This is a genomic window from Lolliginicoccus suaedae (assembly GCF_008312885.1).
GTDB classification, from domain to species: Bacteria; Actinomycetota; Actinomycetes; order Mycobacteriales; family Mycobacteriaceae; genus Lolliginicoccus; species Lolliginicoccus suaedae.
On the sequence record NZ_VSSO01000005.1, the window covers coordinates 216,051 to 233,091 of the forward strand.

A 17,041-nucleotide genomic window follows, 5' to 3' on the forward strand; every position below is an offset into this window, starting at 1 on the left:
GATCTAGCTGGAAGACCTAGCGTCAGGTGTAGTGACCGAGCGAGGGATCCACCGGGCATACCCAGAAGAACTCGCCGTCGATGTCATAGTCGTAGATCAACGCGGTGCTGCCGGAGCGCAGCTCGCCGCCCGCGGCATGCTCGGCGGTCTGGCGCACCTGGATGACGGCGGTCGAGCCATCCTTCGAGGTGATCTCGGCCTGCCCGAAGTCCGGGGCTACGGTGCTCGTGCGGACCACGCACAGCTTGCCCACGAAATCCGAGCGGCTCGGAGCTGCCGCGTGGTGGAAGATCCGGCGCAGCGGTGCCGCCCCAACCCTGGCCACGACGAGCCCGATCAGCGCGGCGCCCACGAGGATGACGAGCAGTGCCAATCCTCCGAGCAGACCGCCGGTACCGAGCGACTCCAGGACCACGACGCCGACGATGCTCGCGAACCATGCCGCGAGCACGAACAGCGACAGCAGGATTGTCAGAGGCACGCCCTCGAGGCCCAAGGACTTGAGGATCCCCGAGTCATCGGGGCTCACATCGACGTCCGCATCGCCATCGAGCATGTCCAGCGCTGCGCCGCCAACCAGGACGAGCACCCAGTAGGCGAGGACGACGAGCAGAGCAAACGTGAAAATGACGGCGGGGAAGCCGAGAGCAGCGTCGACCAGACCACCCACGAGCGCTCCTCCCCTGCGCTGGCTCCCCCCGCGCATGACCATTGCCGATCGTCCAGTTGCTATATCGCGTACAGCTCCCTGCCGAGGATCGTTCCACAGCCCCGGTGACCGCACAACCGGAAGGTACTCCGGCTGAGGCGCACTCCCCGCGCGTGTGCGAAGAACGACAGCCGGGGTGCTCACCGCTGTCGTTCTTCGCACACTCGCCGGGCACAACGCTGCACGCGCTAGGGTTGCGGCGTGGGTGTGGAATTCTCGCGCGAGTCCATCGAGATCTTCGGCGTGACCCTGGTCGGGGTGAACAGCACCACCCTGGTGAAGGTCGCCTTCAGCCTGCTGCTCATCGCGGTGGTGCTGCTCCTCCGTCGCATCGTGATCGCCCTGGCCGACCGTGCCATCCCTGGTGCGAGCCGGCGCGGTCGCTTCTGGAAGCGGCAAACGATCCTCCTGATCACGACCATCATCCTGGCTATTGGCCTGGTCTCGATCTGGGCGACCCCGGGAACCGACCTCGGCGTGATGATCGGACTCATCACCGCCGGGCTGGCGTTCGCGCTGCAGAAGGTGATCACCTCGCTCGCGGCGTACTTCGTGATCCTGCGCGGGGCGACGTTCTCGGTGGGCGACCGGATCACCATGGGAGGCGTGCGGGGCGACGTCGTGCGCCTCGGGTTCCTCCGCACCACGGTCATGGAGATGGGCCAGCCGCCGACCGCGCGCGGGTCCGCCAGCGAGTCCTGGGTGCATTCGCGCCAGTACACCGGACGCATCGTCACTGTCGCGAACAGCGAGATCTTCGACCGGCCCGTGTTCAACTACAGCCGCGAGTTCCCTTACCTCTGGGAGGAGATCAGCATTCCGCTGCGCCACGATGTGGACCGCGAAACCGTGGCGAGGGTTCTGCGCGAGGCCGCGTCCCGCCATGCCGTGACCGATCCCGGGGGCGTGCAGCGCTCCCTGCTGCGGATGCGGGGGCGATTCCTCCTCGAGGACACCAATACCGAGCCGACCGTGTATTCCCGGATCGGCACTGATTGCCTGGAGATGGCAGTCCGGTTCGTCACGCCGATCCGGGGAGTACGGGCTATCACCAGCGCCATCACCAGCGATGTGCTCGATGGTCTCGCGGAGCACGGCATCGAGGTAGCGACCGCTGGGCCTGGCCGCTGAGGGGGTGCGTGCCGGGCGCCTGCCGACGGAGGCCGACCGCGAGTGTGCGAAAAACGACTGCTCCAGTGCTCACACCTGTCGTTCTTCGCACACTCGCGCCCAGGCCGGGAAGCCCGAAACCGCCGAAACCAGCTACGAATCCTGCTCCGGGTAGCGGCGCACGGGTGGCAGGATGTTCTCCTTGTTCGTCACCACCCGGATCCACTGGTAGGCAAGCACGACGGTGAGCGCGAACGCCACGTACAGCGCGAGGGCGGGGGTGCGGGCATGGGGATGGGCCGTGGATTCGGCCCACAAGGCGAACATGCCGAACAGCACGCCGAGCCCCTGGGAGAACATCGTCGCCCACGCCACCGCCCACCGCCTGGTGAGGAGAGCGAGCAGGGAGCCCGCGATTCCCCCGGCCAGAGCCAGGACGATGAACACGCGCATGAAGACGCTGCCGAGCTCATCGTCACCAATACCGCTCGAGAGGATCGTCCAGGCGCGGGCCGAGCCGGTCAGCGGCATCAGCATCGCCACCACCAGGCCTGCCACCGCTAGGAGGATGCGGCCCGTGCGCCCGCCGGTGCCGAACTCGCGCTGCACCCGGTGCTCGATATCGGCGAGATCGCGACGGAACGCCTCGAGGTCATCCGGCCCAGTGTTGTCCGGCCCTGGGTCATCCGGCCCAGTGTCATCCGGCCCCAGGTCATCGGGCACGGGGCATCGTCCCTCGTTCGATCCGCTCCACACCTTGATCGTGCCCCACGCGCCCCATCGCGGCAACGAACGCCTCCCCGTTCGTCGGTGCGCGCGGGTATAGATGGTGGGGTGACTACCGAAGTGAACTCCGGGATCGACCTCGCCCACCGCGATGAGTCCACCCGCCCCCAGGATGACCTGTTCGAGCACGTCAACGGCAAGTGGCTCGCCGAGCACGAGATCCCCGCCGACAGAGCACTCGACGGTGCTTTTCGCACCTTGTTCGACGAGGCGGAAGGGAACGTCCGCGCGATCATCGAGGAAGCAGCCGACGCCGGGGCAACGGCGGGCACGGATGCACAACGCATCGGCGACCTCTACACCAGCTTCATGGACACCACGCGGATCGAGCAGGCGGGCGTGGCCCCACTGCAAGAGGAGCTCTCCCTGGTGCAGTCGGCTGCCTCGATCGACGAGCTCGCGGGCATCATGGGGCGGCTGCAGCGCGACGGCACGGGCGGCGCCATCGGCTTCTACATCAACACCGACGCCAAGCGCAGCGACCGCTACCTTCCGTACCTCACCCAGTCGGGCATCGGGCTGCCCGATGAGTCCTACTACCGCGACGAGCAGTACGCGGAGCTGCGCGCGAAGTACCGCGACCACATCGCGCGCATGATCTCCCTCACCGGCGCCGGAGTGGACGCTGATCTAGTGCTGGGCATGGAGACCAAGCTCGCGGCCGGGCACTGGGATGTCGTCAAGCGGCGCGACGCGGAGCTGTCCTACAACCTGGTGAGCCTCGACGAGCTGCGCGCCACCGCCCCGGCGTTCCCCTGGGCAGACTGGATCACTGGCATCGGCGGCACGCCCGAGCAGTTCGCCGAGACCGTGGTCCGCCAGCCGGACTTCCTCGCGACGCTGTCCTCGCTGTGGCAGTCCGAGCCACTGGATGCGTGGAAGGCGTGGATGTGCTGGCGCGTCATCAACACGCGCGCGCCTTACCTCGGCGAGGAGATCGTCCAGGCCAACTTCGATTTCCACGGCACCGTCATGAGCGGCGCCGAGGTCATCCGCGAGCGCTGGAAGCGCGGCGTCTCGCTCGTCGAGCACCTGCTGGGCGAGGCCGTGGGCAAGCTCTACGTCGAGCGGCACTTCCCGCCCCGCTCCAAGGCCCGGATGGAGGAACTGGTCGCCAACCTCATCGAGGCGTACCGGCGATCCATCTCGACCTTGCCGTGGATGAGCCCCGGCACGCGCGACAAGGCGCTGGAGAAGCTGGGCAAGTTCACGCCGAAGATCGGCTACCCCGATGCCTGGCGCGACTACTCCGACGTCGCTATCGACCCGACGGATCTCTACGGCAATGTGCGCCGCGGCTCGGCCGCCGAGAATGATCGCGAGCTCGCCAAGCTCGGTGGGCCGGTGGACCGGGGCGAGTGGTTCATGACGCCGCAGACCGTCAACGCCTACTACAACCCGGGGATGAACGAGATCGTCTTCCCCGCCGCGATCCTGCAGCCCCCGTTCTTCGACGCCGACGCTGATGACGCCGCCAACTACGGCGGCATCGGGGCTGTCATCGGGCACGAGATCGGTCACGGATTCGACGACCAGGGCTCCAAGTACGACGGCGACGGCAACCTCGTCAACTGGTGGACCGAGCAGGACCGCGCCGAGTTCAGCGAGCGCGCCGCCATGCTCATCGACCAGTACAACCGGTTCGAGCCCAAGGCGTTGCCGGGGAAGAACGTCAACGGCGAGTTCACCATCGGCGAGAACATCGGCGACCTCGGTGGGCTGGGCATCGCGCTCAAGGCCTACGAGATCTCCCTCGACGGCGAGGAGGCCCCCGTGATCGACGGGCTCACCGGGCTGCAACGCGTTTTCCTGGGCTGGGCGCAGGTGTGGCGAGCGAAGGTCCGCAACGAGGAGGCCGAGCGGCGCCTGGCCACTGATCCGCATTCCCCGCCCGAGTTCCGGTGCAATGGCGTGGTGCGCAACCTCGATGAGTTCTACGACGCGTTCGACGTGCGGGATGGCGATGAGTTGTTCCTGCCCGAGGAGCAGCGCGTCAAGATCTGGGCGTAGCCCCAAGGGCTGGAAGCATGGCGGCCAGGTCCCGAGAAGGGGCCTGGCCGCCAGCCGCTGCTCAGGGCTTGCGGATCGCGGTGCCGCGAAGCCGTGGCGGGAGCTCGAACAGCCAGTTCAGGCGCAGCGCGAGCAGGATCTTGTGCGCGTAGAGCGCCAGCACGACGGTGCCTGCCGCGACAGCGAGCGGGGCGATCGCCTGCACCACGAGCAGCTCATTGATGATCGACAGCTTGATCACGACATAGCCGAGCAGCGCGATGAACATGTCCAGCATCAGGTAGACGGGCAGCGTGGTGCGACCAACCTTGTTGAGGACCTCGCCTACCGGAGTACCCACCACGGCGGCCGAGACGAGCACGCCCGCCGCGAGCCCGAAAGTGGTGAGAACGATGGTGAGCCCCTGGGCGCCAGCATCAGCATCAGCGAGCATGGAGTACATCGCGGCGTAGGCAGCGATGGATGCAGCGATCCACGGCAGCGCCGTGCGGCGGCTGACAGTGATGATGAGGCTGCGGGCATGCAGGCCGAGCAGGAAGTAGATGAAGTACTCGGCGAGATTGTTCCAGGACCAGCTCACCACGGGCTGGTACTGGGAGTAGACGTTCAGCGCGACCGCCGCTCCGAGCTGAACCCACAGCGGCAGGCGGGTCATCGCCTTGGCTGCGACGGCGAAGACGGCGAGCCCGTAGATGAACCAGAGGGCACTGTTGGGCATGTACAGGCCGCCCACGACGTTCATCCAGCTCGCGTAGCCCTCGTGGCGCACATCGCTGGGCAGCACGTTGTGGACGCCGAGGAAGATCACCAGCCACAGGGTGTAGAGGTACATCAGGTGGGCGATGCGACTGCGCAGCATCCGCGGCCAGGCCATCGCGACCATGCCTTGCGCGAACAGTCCGGAGGCGACGAAGAACAGGGGCATGCGGACGGGCTGCAGGTAGCTGTTGATCGTGTACCAGACCTCGGGAGCGAGGCCCTTGGAGACGAGAAGGTTCGCCGAATGCAGGATGACCACGAGGATGATGCTCGTGCCCTTGGCGATGTCGACCCATTCGATGCGTCGCCGCGCGGACCGCTTGGGCGTGGCCGCGCTGACAGCCTCCGGGACCGGGCTGGTCATCGGAGCGGGCGCTAGCTGCGCGAGGTCGTGCGTGCCTGGCGCGGTCGGGTCATGTGGCATTGCGCGCATCGTGGACTGCTCCCCGGGACTGATGATTGAGGAAGATGAACGACCACTGCGAACTTGCTGAGAATCAGCTGAAAACGCGACAGGGTCTTCCTAAGAAGAGTACGGGTAATCGGCCGCTATGGGAACCACCCCGCAGCAGCGATCAGCAGGCCATCCCCGCAGCTATGCGCTGTCGATACCGAGTTGTTTCTCCAGCGCGATGAGAGAGTCATCGAGGAACGTCAGGAGCCGCTGCAAGTGCGGCACAGCCTTGCGGCATCCCACGATGCCGATATCGAGCGTATCCGCGTTGCTCGTGAGCGTGATGTTGAGCGCCAGCCCGTCCATGGCGATCGAGAGGGGATAGATGCCGTCGAGGCGCGCACCATCCCAGTACAGGGGCTTTCGTGGCCCGGGCACGTTCGAGATGACGATGTTGAAAGCAGGCCGGGAGTGGGAGACGTATCCCGGGACGGGCGCGAGCGCGAGGGGCGAGACCATGAATGCCCCCATTGCCATCGCCTGCATGGGACTGAGGCCGGTGAGCGCGCGCTTGGCCTGCTGCATGGAATTCGTGACGCACTCGAGACGGTCGAGTGGGTCGTCGAGGTGTGTCCCGAGGCTCGCGAGCACCGCAGTGACCGCGTTTCCGCCGCCCTCGCCCTCCACCATCGAGTGCAACGACACCGGGACCATCGCGATCAAGGACTCATCGGGCAGCGCGTCCTGGCTGAGCAGGTAATCGCGCAGCGCGCCGCCGCACATGACGAGGATGACGTCGTTCATGGTGCAACCGGCGGCCTTGCGGATGGCCATGATCCGGTCCATCGACCAGGACTGCGCCGCGAACCTCCGCGCCCCGCCGATGGGCACGTTCAGCATCGTCCGGGGAGCACGCAGGGGCAGCACCATGTCACGCTCCCGCAGTGCCTGCCAACCGATGCGGGCAGCCGCTGGCACTCCCCCGGCGACGTCGCCCATCAGGCCGGCCCCGGACCTCGCAAGGCCGAGCGGGTTGAGCCGGGACCGCTTGCCCTCGATCGCCCGGCGCGGCCGCGCAGCGAACGGGGCGGGGCAATCAGTGAACGAGGGATCGTCCGAGAGCACGGACTGCAGGGTCCGCAGCGCGGTGACCCCGTCGATCAGGGCGTGGTGGACCTTGGTGTAGACGGCGAAGCGGCCATCGTCGAGCCCCTCGACCACCTGCATCTCCCACAGTGGCCGGTGCCGGTCGAGCAGCGAGCTGTGCCACCGCGACGTCATGGAGAACAGCTCACGGATGCGGCCAGGCTGCGGCAGCGCGGAGAGCTGCACGTGGTAGTCGAGGTCGATCTCCTCGTCGGTGGCCCACAGGAGGTTGCGCGGGGTGTTGAAGGGAGTGCCGGGGCGGCGGCGGAACTTCACGCCGACGTCCGGGCAGTCGATGAGCTTCTGGTATTGCTGCCGCACGAACTCCGGGCCCGCGCCCTCCGGAGGAGAGAAGAGCTCGAGGCCACCCACATGCATCGGATGCTCGCGGCTCTCGATCGCGAGGAACATCAGATCCTGCGGCGCCATCAAACCCATCAGCTTCCTCCCGTTCGCTGACCTACCCCGTGGTGAACCTCACATTACGCTGAAGCCCCAGGAAACCCTATGGAAACAACTGCGTAACAAAGTGACGGAAATCACCGATACCAGTTATAGAGTACTGCCAGACAGGCCCTGCATAGCCCAAGCGGGAAGGCGACACGATGCCACATGACACGCATCACATCAGGACGCTGCACTCCGTAGGCAACAGCGCGACCGGTGGAGCGCATGGCGCCGCCGCTCTCTCGCTGTCCCAGCCAGCGCCGATCACCCGCGAGAACTACTTCGGCGCGAGCCTGCAATCCCAGATCCTCGCCAACACGCTGCGCTATACCGTCAAGCCACTGCTCCGCGTATGGGCCAAATGGCCCCACTTGCCCTGGCCCACTGGCGCGGTGGAGCTCGCGGGCACGGTCCTCCCCGATGTGCCCGGCACCCGCTACCGCCCCGTCCAGCTCCCCCATTGCAAGGCCGAATGGGTCCGCGGCCAGGAGACCCACCCCCATCGCGTGATGCTCTACCTGCACGGAGGCGCGTTCGTCACCTGCGGCCTGCGCACCCACCGGCGGCTCGTGTCCCTGATCTCCGCCTCCGCGCGCACCCCGGTCCTCAGCGTTGACTACCGCATGCTGCCGCGCTACACCATCAACGACTCCGTCGCCGACGGCCTGCATGCCTACCGCTGGCTGCTGCGCCGCGGCTACCGGCCCGAGCAGATCGTCATCGGCGGCGACTCCGCGGGCGGCTACCTGGCCTTCATGGTCGCCCTCGCCCTGCGCGCCCAGGGCATACCGGTGCCCGCCGGGATCGTCGGCCTCGCTCCGCTGACCAATCTCAACCCTGCCTCCAAGATGGCGCACCCCAACTCCAAGACCTGCGCTCTTTTCTCCGCCGATGTCATGAGCGTCTTCACCGAGTACGCCAACCGCATCGAGCAACGCCTGCTCATCGACGGCGCGCCAGGTCCGCGGGTGTGCCCGATCGACAGCGACCTCAGCGGCCTGCCTCCCACGCTCCTGCAGGTCAGCTCCTCCGAGCTGCTATTCCCTGATTCCGAGATGATGGCCGAGCGGCTCGCCCACCACGGCGTGCCCTGCCAGCTACAAGTGTGGGACCGCCAGGTGCATGTGTTCCAGGCGGCCGCGGGCCTCGTGCCCGAAGCAGCCCGCGCCATCAACGAGATCGGCCGCTTCGTCCAGGATGTCGTTCCCGTGCGGGGCGGCCGCGCGACGGGCGCGCTCGCCTGACCCTGGGGCTCGAGGCCGGGACCGCTGGCTGTTCCTCGCGGGTCGCTGGCCGTCCCTCGCCGCAAACGCGATAGAAGCCGCTCTGGAATGGGTGGAGTTTCTATCGCGTTTGCCGATTTCCAGTGCTTTTGGCCATGTGAGGCCTGAGCGCCTCCCGTTCGCAGCCGTCTAGCCGAGCCCGCCCTCGCCGCCGCCGCGCCCTGCTAGTCGGCCTTGAGCGACTCGAGCGCGGACTCGGCCTCGGCAAGCTCTTTCCGCAGCTCGGCCACGCGCTGCTCGGCCGCTTTCCGGGCGGCGTTCAGGGCGGCCTGCGCCGCACGGAGAGCACCGGGGTGATCGAGCTGCTGGATCGCGCGCAGCACTGCATCGGGCGTGATGGTCGATCGCTTCAGCGACAGCCCGCCCGGCCGGTCGACCTCGATCGACCAGGCGCCCTCCTCGTCCGCGCGCAGGGTGATGGCGCACTCGGCGGATTTGCCACGCGGCTTGCCGGACGTCCCTGGTGCGGTCCGGTCGCTCGCGGCACGGGGGGACGATGGCTTGGCGGGGCCTGCTGACGAGCCCGCGGGCGGCTTGCCCGCTGTTGGCGCAGGCTTCGGTGCCGCCGGAGGCTTGGGTGCGGGCGGCTTGGTCGCGGGCACCTCGACGCCGGGCCCAGGCGCACCCAGCCCCGCACCCTTCGGCGCGGGCGGCCTGCCCGCCGTAGCAGCCGCCTTCTTCCGTGGCGCGCGCTTGGCCGGCTGCGGCGCCGCGCGGGTGCGTCGCAGCTCGTGCGCCTCGAACGGGATCTCGTCATTGACACCGGTGGGCTTGACTATGAGGCTGCTCCCCTCGATGGAGAGGACCCGCGCCGAGGCGCCCTCATCGAGCCCGAGCCCGGCGATCGGTTCGCGGAGGTAGACCGTCGCGCGCTTGCCTTCTTCCTGGAGCTCGCGGAGTTCCCGCAGGTCATTGTCGGTCAGGTGGGTTTGTCCGGTTCGAGAGGTAGTCATGCCCCTATTCTCCGGAATTTTCCGTGTCGTAGCGGCAGGGGCCTAGGTTTGTCACAATGGCGCGCTATCTTTCACACAGCAATACGCGTCAGGCTGTACGCGTCTGGCGGGGATCAAGGAGGGGGATCATGCACGTGGGGGGACGGGTCGCGCCACCGCGGGAGTTCGCGCCGCGATGGTGGATCCATGCAGCCCTGCTGGCAGGCGCGATCGCGACCGTGTGGTTCCACATCCGCGTGGTGCCGATCAGCACCGAGCACTGGGGGCTGTTCAGAAACATGCTCGATGTGCATGTCTATGCCGGGGGCGGCCTCGCGGTGCTCGAGGACCGTGCCGTCTACGAGGGCCCGGTGTACTGGCGCATGGCGTTCACCTATCCACCGTTCGCCGCGATCCTCTTCACCGCCATCGCGGGCCTGGGGGACACCGCTCTCGAGGTCACCTGGACCGTGCTCTCGGCACTGGCCCTGTACGCGACGATCGTGCTCTCGTGGAAGGCCCTGGGCTACCGGGTCGGCGCGGCCCTGCTCGCCTCGGCAGTGCCCATGATGGTCATCGCGACGCTGCTCGAACCAGTGCGCACGACCATCTGGTACGGGCAGATCAACCTCATCCTGCTCCTCCTGGTCGTGTGGGATCTCTCGCGCGCCAGGGGCAGCAAGCTGCGCGGCATCGGCATGGGTCTCGCGGCCGGCATCAAGCTGACGCCTGGCTTCTTCCTCGTGTACCTCGCGATCACGCGGCAGTGGCGCGCTCTGGTCACCGCGGCCAGCACCATCGCTGCAACGATCCTCATCGCTGGACTGGTCATTCCGCGAGACTCGCTGCGCTTCTGGCGCGGCACCCTGTTCGAGTCCGAGCGGATCGGAGCGGTCAACGCCCCGTCCAACCAGTCGATCACCGGCGCGCTCACCCATCTGATGCACACGGCCGAGCCACCGCTGTGGGCGGTCGGATCCTTGTCGCTGCTCGCCCTCGCCCTGGGGCTGGCCGCCATGTGGCTGGCGTACCGCGCGGGGCAGGAACTCCTCGCCGGCACCATCGCGGGCCTCACCGCGGCCACGATCTCCCCGTTCTCCTGGGGGCACCACTGGGTGTGGTTCGTGCCGCTGATCATCGCGCTCAGCCACTACGCCGCGATCTCGCGGCACCGGCTCATCGCGTGGCTCCTGCCGGTGGCGGCGGCCATCCCCGCGATCAGCTGGGTGCAGACCTTCATCGACCCGCTGCAGCCAGGCGGGGTGTTCTACGCCATCGGCACCTTCATGCTGCTGCCCCCGGATCCCGCGCTGGTCATCCTGCTGCGCGCGGTGTTCCCCCTCGTCTTCGTGGTCGTCACCGTCGTCACCATCCTGGTCCTGGCCCCGCGACGCGGCCCCGCCACCACCCCGCCTGATCGAGCGCAAGCATCACGCGACAAGGTGGATGCGTGAAGCCTCTCGCCGCCCGCCTGGCCTCGCTGCTCGATCCCGTGGATGAGTTCCTCTCCGCGAGGTACCCCGCAGTGCTCAGCCCGGGCCAGCCCCCGCACACCGTGTATGTAGCGGCATCCGACGCCGCCGCCGGAACGGTCACCACCTGGGGTAGCCGCGCTCGCGAGCTGCTCGACCAGCATCGCGACCATCTTGCCGGGCTCGCGGGGGCCGATGTCCTCGACGGGGTGGCCGAGCGCCTCCGCAACGATCCCATCGCTGACCTCCGCTACGACTTCGAGGACGGCTACGGCTGGCGCACCGATGCCACCGAGGATGCGCATGCCCGCGCGGTGGGCGAGCTTCTCGCCGGAAGCGCGGACCGGCCTCGCGGCGTGGGCATCCGCGCGAAAGGCCTCGCGGCCCATGAGCGGGCTCGAATGCTGCGCACCGTGGAGCTCGTGCTCGACTCCGCGGGCGGCGTGCCTGCTGGTTTCGTGCTCACCGTTCCCAAGCTGCGGCACCACGACCAGGTCCCGGCGATCGTCGCAATCTGCGAGCACTTCGAGGACGCGCATGGCCTCGCCGAGGGAGAGTTGCGCTTCGAGCTACAGATCGAGTCCCCCCAGGCCATCATCGCCGCCGATGGGACGATCCCGGTGGCACGCGCCATCCACGCCGCGGGCCCGCGCCTCACTGGATTGCACTATGGCACCTTCGACTACAGCGCGGCCTGCGGAATCGCCCCGCAGCACCAGACCCTGGAGCATCCTGTCGCTGATCACGCCAAGGCCGTGATGCTCGCGGCGGCCGCCCAGACCGGGGTGTGGGTGTGCGATGGCTCCACCAATATCGTTCCGGCCGGCAGCGCCACCCAGCAGGCCAGCGCGCTGGATCTGCACTTCCGGCTGGTATCACGGTCCCTTGCCGGTGGCTACTACCAGGGCTGGGACATGCACCCCGGGCATCTCATCACGCGCTGGGCAGCGACCTACCGGTTCTACCGGGATTCCCTGCGCATCGCAGCGCCCCGGTTGGGCACCTACCTGCAACGTGGGACCAGCGAGGTGATCGACGAGCCAGCCACCGCGCAAGCGCTCGCCACCATCGTGCTGCGCGGCCTCGAGGCCGGTGCGTTCCATGAGGCCGATGTGGTGGCGCTCGCGCCCCCGTGCACCCGCGCCACGCTCGAGAGCCTCGCCGCGCGCGTGCTGCCCTGATCTCCCGCCCGCGCAAGGCAAGCCCCGGGGCCCGATTTCACGCCGGTGAAACGTGGCCGCAGTAGGTTGGAGCGGTGACCACTCCCCCACCCTTTACCCGCCTCCCCGACCTCGCGGCCCGGTTGCTCGGAGGTGCGGTGGTGTGGGCGAGCGACGAGTCCTTCGCCGAGAAGGAGAACCTCATCCGCCCCGGGGCGCCCCAGCATTCCGCGGCGACGTTCGGCCACAAGGGGCAGGTCTATGACGGGTGGGAGACGCGTCGCCGACGCTCCCCCGGTTCCGATCATGCGATCGTGCGGCTCGGGGCGCCCGGCATCGTGCACGGCGTGATCGTGGATACCGCATGGTTCACCGGCAACTTTCCCCCCGAGATCTCGGTCGAGGGAGCCCGCATCGACGGATACCCCGATGCTGGCGGGTTGAATGCCAGTGCCGACTGGTTCCCGCTCGTGCCGCGCCGCAGCGTGGAGGGCGACACCCTCAACCCGTTCGTGGTGGACGACCACCGGACCGTCACGCATGTCCGGCTGACCATGCATCCCGACGGCGGGGTCGCGCGCATGCGGGTCCACGGCATCGCCCGCCCCGACCCCGCGCTGCGCCCCCCTGGTGCTGTGGATCTCGCGGCTATCGAGAATGGCGGACACGTCACCGATTGCTCCAACCTGTTCTACAGCTCGCCGAACAACCTGCTCATGCCCGGGTTCGCGCACATCATGGGCGATGGGTGGGAAACTGCCCGGCGGCGCTTCGGCACCAGCGACTGGGAGGCGCACAATGACTGGGTGGAGATCCGTCTCGGCACCAGCGGCAAGCTGACCATGCTGGAGCTCGACACCACATGCTTCCTGCACAATGCGCCAGGTTCAGCCCGGGTCCGCGGACGATCGGGCAACGACGAGTGGCTCGAACTCCTGCCTCGAACGGCGCTCCAGCCGGATACGCGGCATCGATTTCCCGTGGCGGTCGACGCCGTGGTGACCGATCTGCGGCTCGACATCTTCCCCGATGGCGGCATGAGCCGGCTGCGTGCCTGGGGCACTCCAGCGGAAGGTGGCGGGCAGTGAGCTATCCGCGCGACCTTGTCGGCTATGGCCGCACTCCACCCGATCCGAGGTGGCCCGGCAACGCCCGCGTCGCGGTGCAGTTCGTCCTCAACTACGAGGAGGGTGGCGAAAACAGCGTCCTCGATGGGGATGCCGCTTCCGAGACCTTCCTGTCCGACATCGTGCCCGCCGTGGCGTTCCCGGACCGGCACATGAGCATGGAATCGCTGTATGAGTATGGTTCCCGCGCGGGAGTGTGGCGGGTGCTGCGGATCTTCGAGCGGCGCGGCCTGCCCCTCACGGTGTTCGCCGTCGCGCGCGCCCTGCAGCGCAATCCGGAGGCCGCGGCCGCGTTCGGCGAGCTCGGCCATGAGATCGCGTGCCATGGCCTGCGCTGGATCAGCTACCAGGACGTCGACGAGGCAACGGAGCGGGCACACATGGCGGAAGCCGTGGCGATCCTGCGGGATATCACCGGCGCGGCCCCGCTTGGCTGGTACACCGGGCGGGACTCGCCGCGCACGCGCCGCCTCGTGGTCGAGCACGGCGACTTCGCCTATGACGCCGATTCCTACGCCGACGACCTGCCGTACTGGGCTCCCGTCGAGGCCGGGGGCACGGTGCACCAGCATCTGGTGGTCCCCTACACGTTGGAGACCAATGACATGCGGTTCTCCTCCCCCGCGGGCTTCGCGAACGGCGACGAGTTCTTCCATCACCTCCGGGATGCGTTCGATGTGCTGTACCGGGAGGGCCTGGAGGGGCGCCCGTCAATGATGTCGGTGGGCTTGCACTGCCGCATCGTTGGCCGTCCGTCGCGGGCGGCGGCGCTCGAGCGGTTCCTCGATCACATCCAGTCCTACGAGCATGTGTGGATCACCCGGCGCATCGATATCGCCGAGCATTGGCGGCTGCTGCATCCCGCGCCGTGATGGCCGTAGTGAGTGGGCCGTGCTTTCGGGCTCCCGCGGCGGCAGCTCGCTTCGGCTGCCGGATAGGCGCCTACGCGGGCACGCGGTCCATGGCCGAGGCGATGCCGAGCCAGGTGTGGCGGTTCCCAGCCCAACAGAAACCGATCTTCGGGGCGCGGTTGCTGATCCAGATGCCGGGGACGCGGCGGTCCTCGCGCCGGGACCCAGCCGTCTGGAAGCAGTGGTTCTTGCGCAGCGCGTGCGGGTAGTGGAGCAAGTAGGCGATGCCCTCGCTGATGGTGAGTGGACTGCGTCCCTCGGGCGCGAACTGGGCCATGGCCTCATCCGGGGTGAGGTTGCGGGTCGCATCACCCCGGTCAACGTTGATCACGGCGTAGACGTCAGCGGTGGGTTGCTGGAGCGTCGCGATCGGCGCGAACTCATCGATGTCAGCGGTATCGGCGGAGACGAACCCGTGCTGCTTTCCAAGGATGAGGAACGGGGCCATGCTGCTCGGTTGATGAATCCGGGGGTGGGGCACGAGCACGAACGGGACCAGAGCGGGATCGGCAGTCACCGGTTCCGTGCTGCCCGCGAGCGCGGGGTGCTGCAGGAGCTGGTCGAGGAGGTCGGTGGGCGCATCGGCGCTCAGCAGACCTAGCCGCTGGAGGTTATCCACCTGGCGGCGGTATTCGCTGGCGATCCCGCCTCCGGTCAGTGGTGCCACGCTAGGTGCATCTGTGCTCATGGCACGTTTCTCCTCACGTCGGGGACTGGCTGCGGAGCCCTAACGAACTGCTGCGGCCTCAGGTTTCCGACGGCGGGGCCGTGGGATTCTCCCAGTGCCCAGCCGAACAGTGATCGCGCCTACCGGCTGACGGCCTTCTGGTACCGATGGATGGCGAACGGCACGAAGATGACCAGGATGATCGCAGTCCACGCGAGGCTGGCAAGCACAGGATTCTGCAATGGCCACGCCTCCGGCGCTGGCATGTCCGGGTGGGTATTGCCGAACAGCTCGCGCGTTGCTTGCGTGACGGCGGACACCGGATTCCATTCCGCGATCACGCGCAGCACACTGGGAAGGCTGTCGCTGGGCACAAAGGTGTTCGCGATGAAGGTGATCGGGAAGATCACGATGAACGAGGCATTGTTGAATACCTCGGGAGTGCGGATCCACAGCCCCACCACGGCCATGACCCAGGACAACGCATAGGCGAACAGCAACAGGATCAGGAAGCCGAGCAGCGCATCGAGGACCGATGTGCGGATGCGCCATCCCACGAGGAGTCCGGTCATCGACATCACGAACAGGCTGATGACGTTGATCGCCACGTCACTGGTGGTTCGTCCGACGAGTACTGCTGATGGTGACATCGGCAGTGATCGGAACCGGTCGATGATCCCCTTTTGCATGTCCTCGGCCATGCCCAGCCCGGTCCAGGTGGAGCCAAAGATCACGGTCTGGGTGAAGATGCCGGCGATGAGGAACTCGCGGTAGGAGATGCCGGGCAGGTCGATGACCGAGCCGAAGATGTACGCGAACACGAGCACGAACATGATCGGTGAGAGCGCGGTGAACACGATCAGGTCTGGTACTCGCTTGACCTTGATGAGGTTGCGCTTGGCGATGGTGATGCCGTCCGTGACGGCAAGGGTGAAGGTATTCACTTCGATTCCCCTTGGGCATTATTTGCTTCGGCCTCGGCTTCGTGGCCGGTCAGGGCGAGAAAGACATCGTCGAGAGTCGGGCGACGGAGGCCCACATCGCGGAGCGTGACATTCTGCTCGGTGAGCAGGCCCACCACTTCGATGAGCGCGTCCGCTCCCCCGCTGACGGCAACGCTGATCGTCCTGGTCGCTCGGTTCGCGCGAACCTGCCCGGGCGCATAGGTATCGAGCACACGGTGGGCCGTTGCCCATTCAGCCTCGTCGGAAACGATCAGTTCGACCCGTTCACCGCCGATCTGATCCTTGAGCTGGTCGGCCGTGCCCTGCGCGATGACAGTGCCGTGGTCAATGACCGCGATCTTGTCGGCGAGCCTGTCTGCTTCCTCGAGGTACTGGGTGGTGAGCAGCAATGTTGTGCCCCCAGCGACGAGCTCGCTGATGACGTCCCAGAGACCGAGCCTGGCGCGAGGGTCTAGCCCAGTGGTTGGTTCATCGAGAAACAGGACCGGCGGATCTGCGACAAGGGCACCGGCGAGGTCCAGTCGGCGACGCATGCCGCCGGAGTACCCCTTGACTGGTCGGTTGGCCGCTTCGGTGAGGTCAAACTGCTCGAGGAGCTCTCGTGCCCGGGCCTTCGCCCGCTTCGCTCCGAGGTGGTAGAGGCGGCCCACCATTTCGAGGTTCTCGAAGCCAGTCAGGTATTCGTCCACGGCCGCGTACTGGCCTGATGCGCCGATATGCGACTTCAGGGCTGCCGCGTCCTTGACGACATCGAGGCCGTGCACGGTTGCACGTCCTTCATCCGGGCGCAGGAGCGTGGTCAGTACTCGAACGGCGGTTGTCTTGCCTGCTCCATTGGGGCCGAGCAGGCCCATGACCGTGCCCTCAGGCACTTCCAGGCTCAATCCGTTGAGTGCCCGGAGGCTGCCGTATGTCTTGACCAGCCCCTCCGCGACGATCGCGTTGCTCACAGTGTTGCCTTCCCCGCGGGTGATGTATGAGCATCACTTTGCCAGCGGGGTGTGACAGTTTCGAGCGATTTTCTGCAGCCTGTCCGGTATGGGGCAAGCTGTGGCTCTATCGACACTGTTGGTTCACCAATGGTGCGGATAGAGGGGCGAACGGCAAATGGCGGGAGGGGCGGTCGCCTGCTGGCGACCGCCCCTCCCGCTTGTTCACATGTG

Annotated in this window: 15 protein-coding genes; 7 read left to right on the forward strand and 8 right to left on the reverse strand. The window is 67.3% G+C overall.

Annotation, left to right across the window (positions count from 1 at the left end):
* Window positions 1–22 precede the first annotated feature (22 nt).
* Entirely contained in the window at window positions 23–670 is a 648-nt protein-coding gene (locus tag FXO18_RS14910; RefSeq protein ID WP_149361919.1) for an OB-fold-containig protein, read from the reverse strand.
* 240 nt (window positions 671–910) lie between these two features.
* Here FXO18_RS14910 and FXO18_RS14915 point away from each other — a divergent pair, with 240 nt between their 5' ends.
* The gene (locus tag FXO18_RS14915; RefSeq protein WP_149361920.1) at window positions 911–1,840 is read left to right on the forward strand and encodes a mechanosensitive ion channel domain-containing protein; all 930 of its coding nucleotides are present in this window, start codon (window positions 911–913) and stop codon (window positions 1,838–1,840) included.
* Window positions 1,841–1,972: 132 nt separating this feature from the next.
* Here the strand turns inward: FXO18_RS14915 and FXO18_RS14920 are convergent, their stop codons facing one another.
* Entirely contained in the window at window positions 1,973–2,542 is a 570-nt protein-coding gene (locus tag FXO18_RS14920) for an Rv2732c family membrane protein (RefSeq protein WP_149361921.1), read from the reverse strand.
* A 111-nt stretch (window positions 2,543–2,653) separates the two neighbouring features.
* Between FXO18_RS14920 and FXO18_RS14925 the strand changes: the two genes are divergently transcribed.
* Window positions 2,654–4,615, forward strand: coding sequence for a M13 family metallopeptidase (locus FXO18_RS14925; RefSeq protein ID WP_149361922.1), 1,962 nt, complete (start codon window positions 2,654–2,656; stop codon window positions 4,613–4,615).
* Window positions 4,616–4,676: 61 nt separating this feature from the next.
* On the opposite strand, the gene FXO18_RS14930 is transcribed toward FXO18_RS14925, so the two are convergent.
* Both FXO18_RS14930 and FXO18_RS14935 read right to left on the reverse strand, forming a co-directional pair.
* Window positions 4,677–5,798, reverse strand: a complete 1,122-nt coding sequence (locus FXO18_RS14930) for an acyltransferase family protein (RefSeq protein ID WP_235900703.1) — start codon at window positions 5,796–5,798, stop codon at window positions 4,677–4,679.
* A gap of 171 nt (window positions 5,799–5,969) precedes the next feature.
* On the reverse strand, window positions 5,970–7,352 hold the full coding sequence (locus FXO18_RS14935) for a WS/DGAT/MGAT family O-acyltransferase (protein ID WP_149361924.1): 1,383 nt from the start codon (window positions 7,350–7,352) through the stop codon (window positions 5,970–5,972).
* 167 nt (window positions 7,353–7,519) lie between these two features.
* Here FXO18_RS14935 and FXO18_RS14940 point away from each other — a divergent pair, with 167 nt between their 5' ends.
* The gene (locus tag FXO18_RS14940) at window positions 7,520–8,605 is read left to right on the forward strand and encodes an alpha/beta hydrolase (RefSeq protein ID WP_149361925.1); all 1,086 of its coding nucleotides are present in this window, start codon (window positions 7,520–7,522) and stop codon (window positions 8,603–8,605) included.
* A 203-nt stretch (window positions 8,606–8,808) separates the two neighbouring features.
* On the opposite strand, the gene FXO18_RS14945 is transcribed toward FXO18_RS14940, so the two are convergent.
* Window positions 8,809–9,597, reverse strand: coding sequence for a translation initiation factor (locus FXO18_RS14945; protein WP_149361926.1), 789 nt, complete (start codon window positions 9,595–9,597; stop codon window positions 8,809–8,811).
* Window positions 9,598–9,725: 128 nt separating this feature from the next.
* Between FXO18_RS14945 and FXO18_RS14950 the strand changes: the two genes are divergently transcribed.
* From FXO18_RS14950 to puuE, 4 genes are all read left to right on the forward strand, one after another.
* A complete protein-coding gene (locus tag FXO18_RS14950; protein ID WP_187774385.1) occupies window positions 9,726–11,030 on the forward strand; it encodes a glycosyltransferase 87 family protein in 1,305 nt (434 codons plus the stop codon).
* Window positions 11,027–12,229, forward strand: a complete 1,203-nt coding sequence (locus tag FXO18_RS14955) for a DUF6986 family protein (protein ID WP_149361928.1) — start codon at window positions 11,027–11,029, stop codon at window positions 12,227–12,229. The genes FXO18_RS14950 and FXO18_RS14955 overlap by 4 nt, the downstream gene beginning before the upstream one ends.
* A 74-nt stretch (window positions 12,230–12,303) precedes the next feature.
* Window positions 12,304–13,296 carry an allantoicase gene (gene alc / locus FXO18_RS14960; protein ID WP_149361929.1) on the forward strand — a complete coding sequence of 331 codons (993 nt, stop codon included), beginning with the start codon at window positions 12,304–12,306 and terminating at the stop codon, window positions 13,294–13,296.
* Window positions 13,293–14,207 carry an allantoinase PuuE gene (gene puuE / locus FXO18_RS14965; protein WP_149361930.1) on the forward strand — a complete coding sequence of 305 codons (915 nt, stop codon included), beginning with the start codon at window positions 13,293–13,295 and terminating at the stop codon, window positions 14,205–14,207. The genes alc and puuE overlap by 4 nt, the downstream gene beginning before the upstream one ends.
* 70 nt (window positions 14,208–14,277) lie before the next feature.
* On the opposite strand, the gene FXO18_RS14970 is transcribed toward puuE, so the two are convergent.
* The 3 genes from FXO18_RS14970 to FXO18_RS14980 all read right to left on the reverse strand — a co-directional run bounded on the left by FXO18_RS14970 (window position 14,278) and on the right by FXO18_RS14980 (window position 16,828).
* The gene (locus FXO18_RS14970) at window positions 14,278–14,934 is read right to left on the reverse strand and encodes a DUF5701 family protein (protein WP_149361931.1); all 657 of its coding nucleotides are present in this window, start codon (window positions 14,932–14,934) and stop codon (window positions 14,278–14,280) included.
* A gap of 119 nt (window positions 14,935–15,053) precedes the next feature.
* Entirely contained in the window at window positions 15,054–15,857 is an 804-nt protein-coding gene (locus FXO18_RS14975; protein WP_149361932.1) for an ABC transporter permease, read from the reverse strand.
* Window positions 15,854–16,828: an ATP-binding cassette domain-containing protein gene (locus FXO18_RS14980; protein WP_149361933.1), complete on the reverse strand. Its 975-nt coding sequence runs from the start codon at window positions 16,826–16,828 to the stop codon at window positions 15,854–15,856. The genes FXO18_RS14975 and FXO18_RS14980 overlap by 4 nt, the downstream gene beginning before the upstream one ends.
* Between the last annotated feature and the right edge of the window lie 213 nt (window positions 16,829–17,041).

Coding starts and splice junctions, on each gene's coding strand:
- FXO18_RS14970 (WP_149361931.1), bottom strand. CDS start 14,934: ATGAGCACAGATGCACCTAGCGTGGCACCACTGACCGGAGGCGGGATC.
- FXO18_RS14930 (WP_235900703.1), bottom strand. CDS start 5,798: ATGCCACATGACCCGACCGCGCCAGGCACGCACGACCTCGCGCAGCTA.
- FXO18_RS14945 (WP_149361926.1), bottom strand. CDS start 9,597: ATGACTACCTCTCGAACCGGACAAACCCACCTGACCGACAATGACCTG.
- FXO18_RS14940 (WP_149361925.1), top strand. CDS start 7,520: ATGCCACATGACACGCATCACATCAGGACGCTGCACTCCGTAGGCAAC.
- FXO18_RS14950 (WP_187774385.1), top strand. CDS start 9,726: ATGCACGTGGGGGGACGGGTCGCGCCACCGCGGGAGTTCGCGCCGCGA.
- FXO18_RS14935 (WP_149361924.1), bottom strand. CDS start 7,352: ATGGGTTTGATGGCGCCGCAGGATCTGATGTTCCTCGCGATCGAGAGC.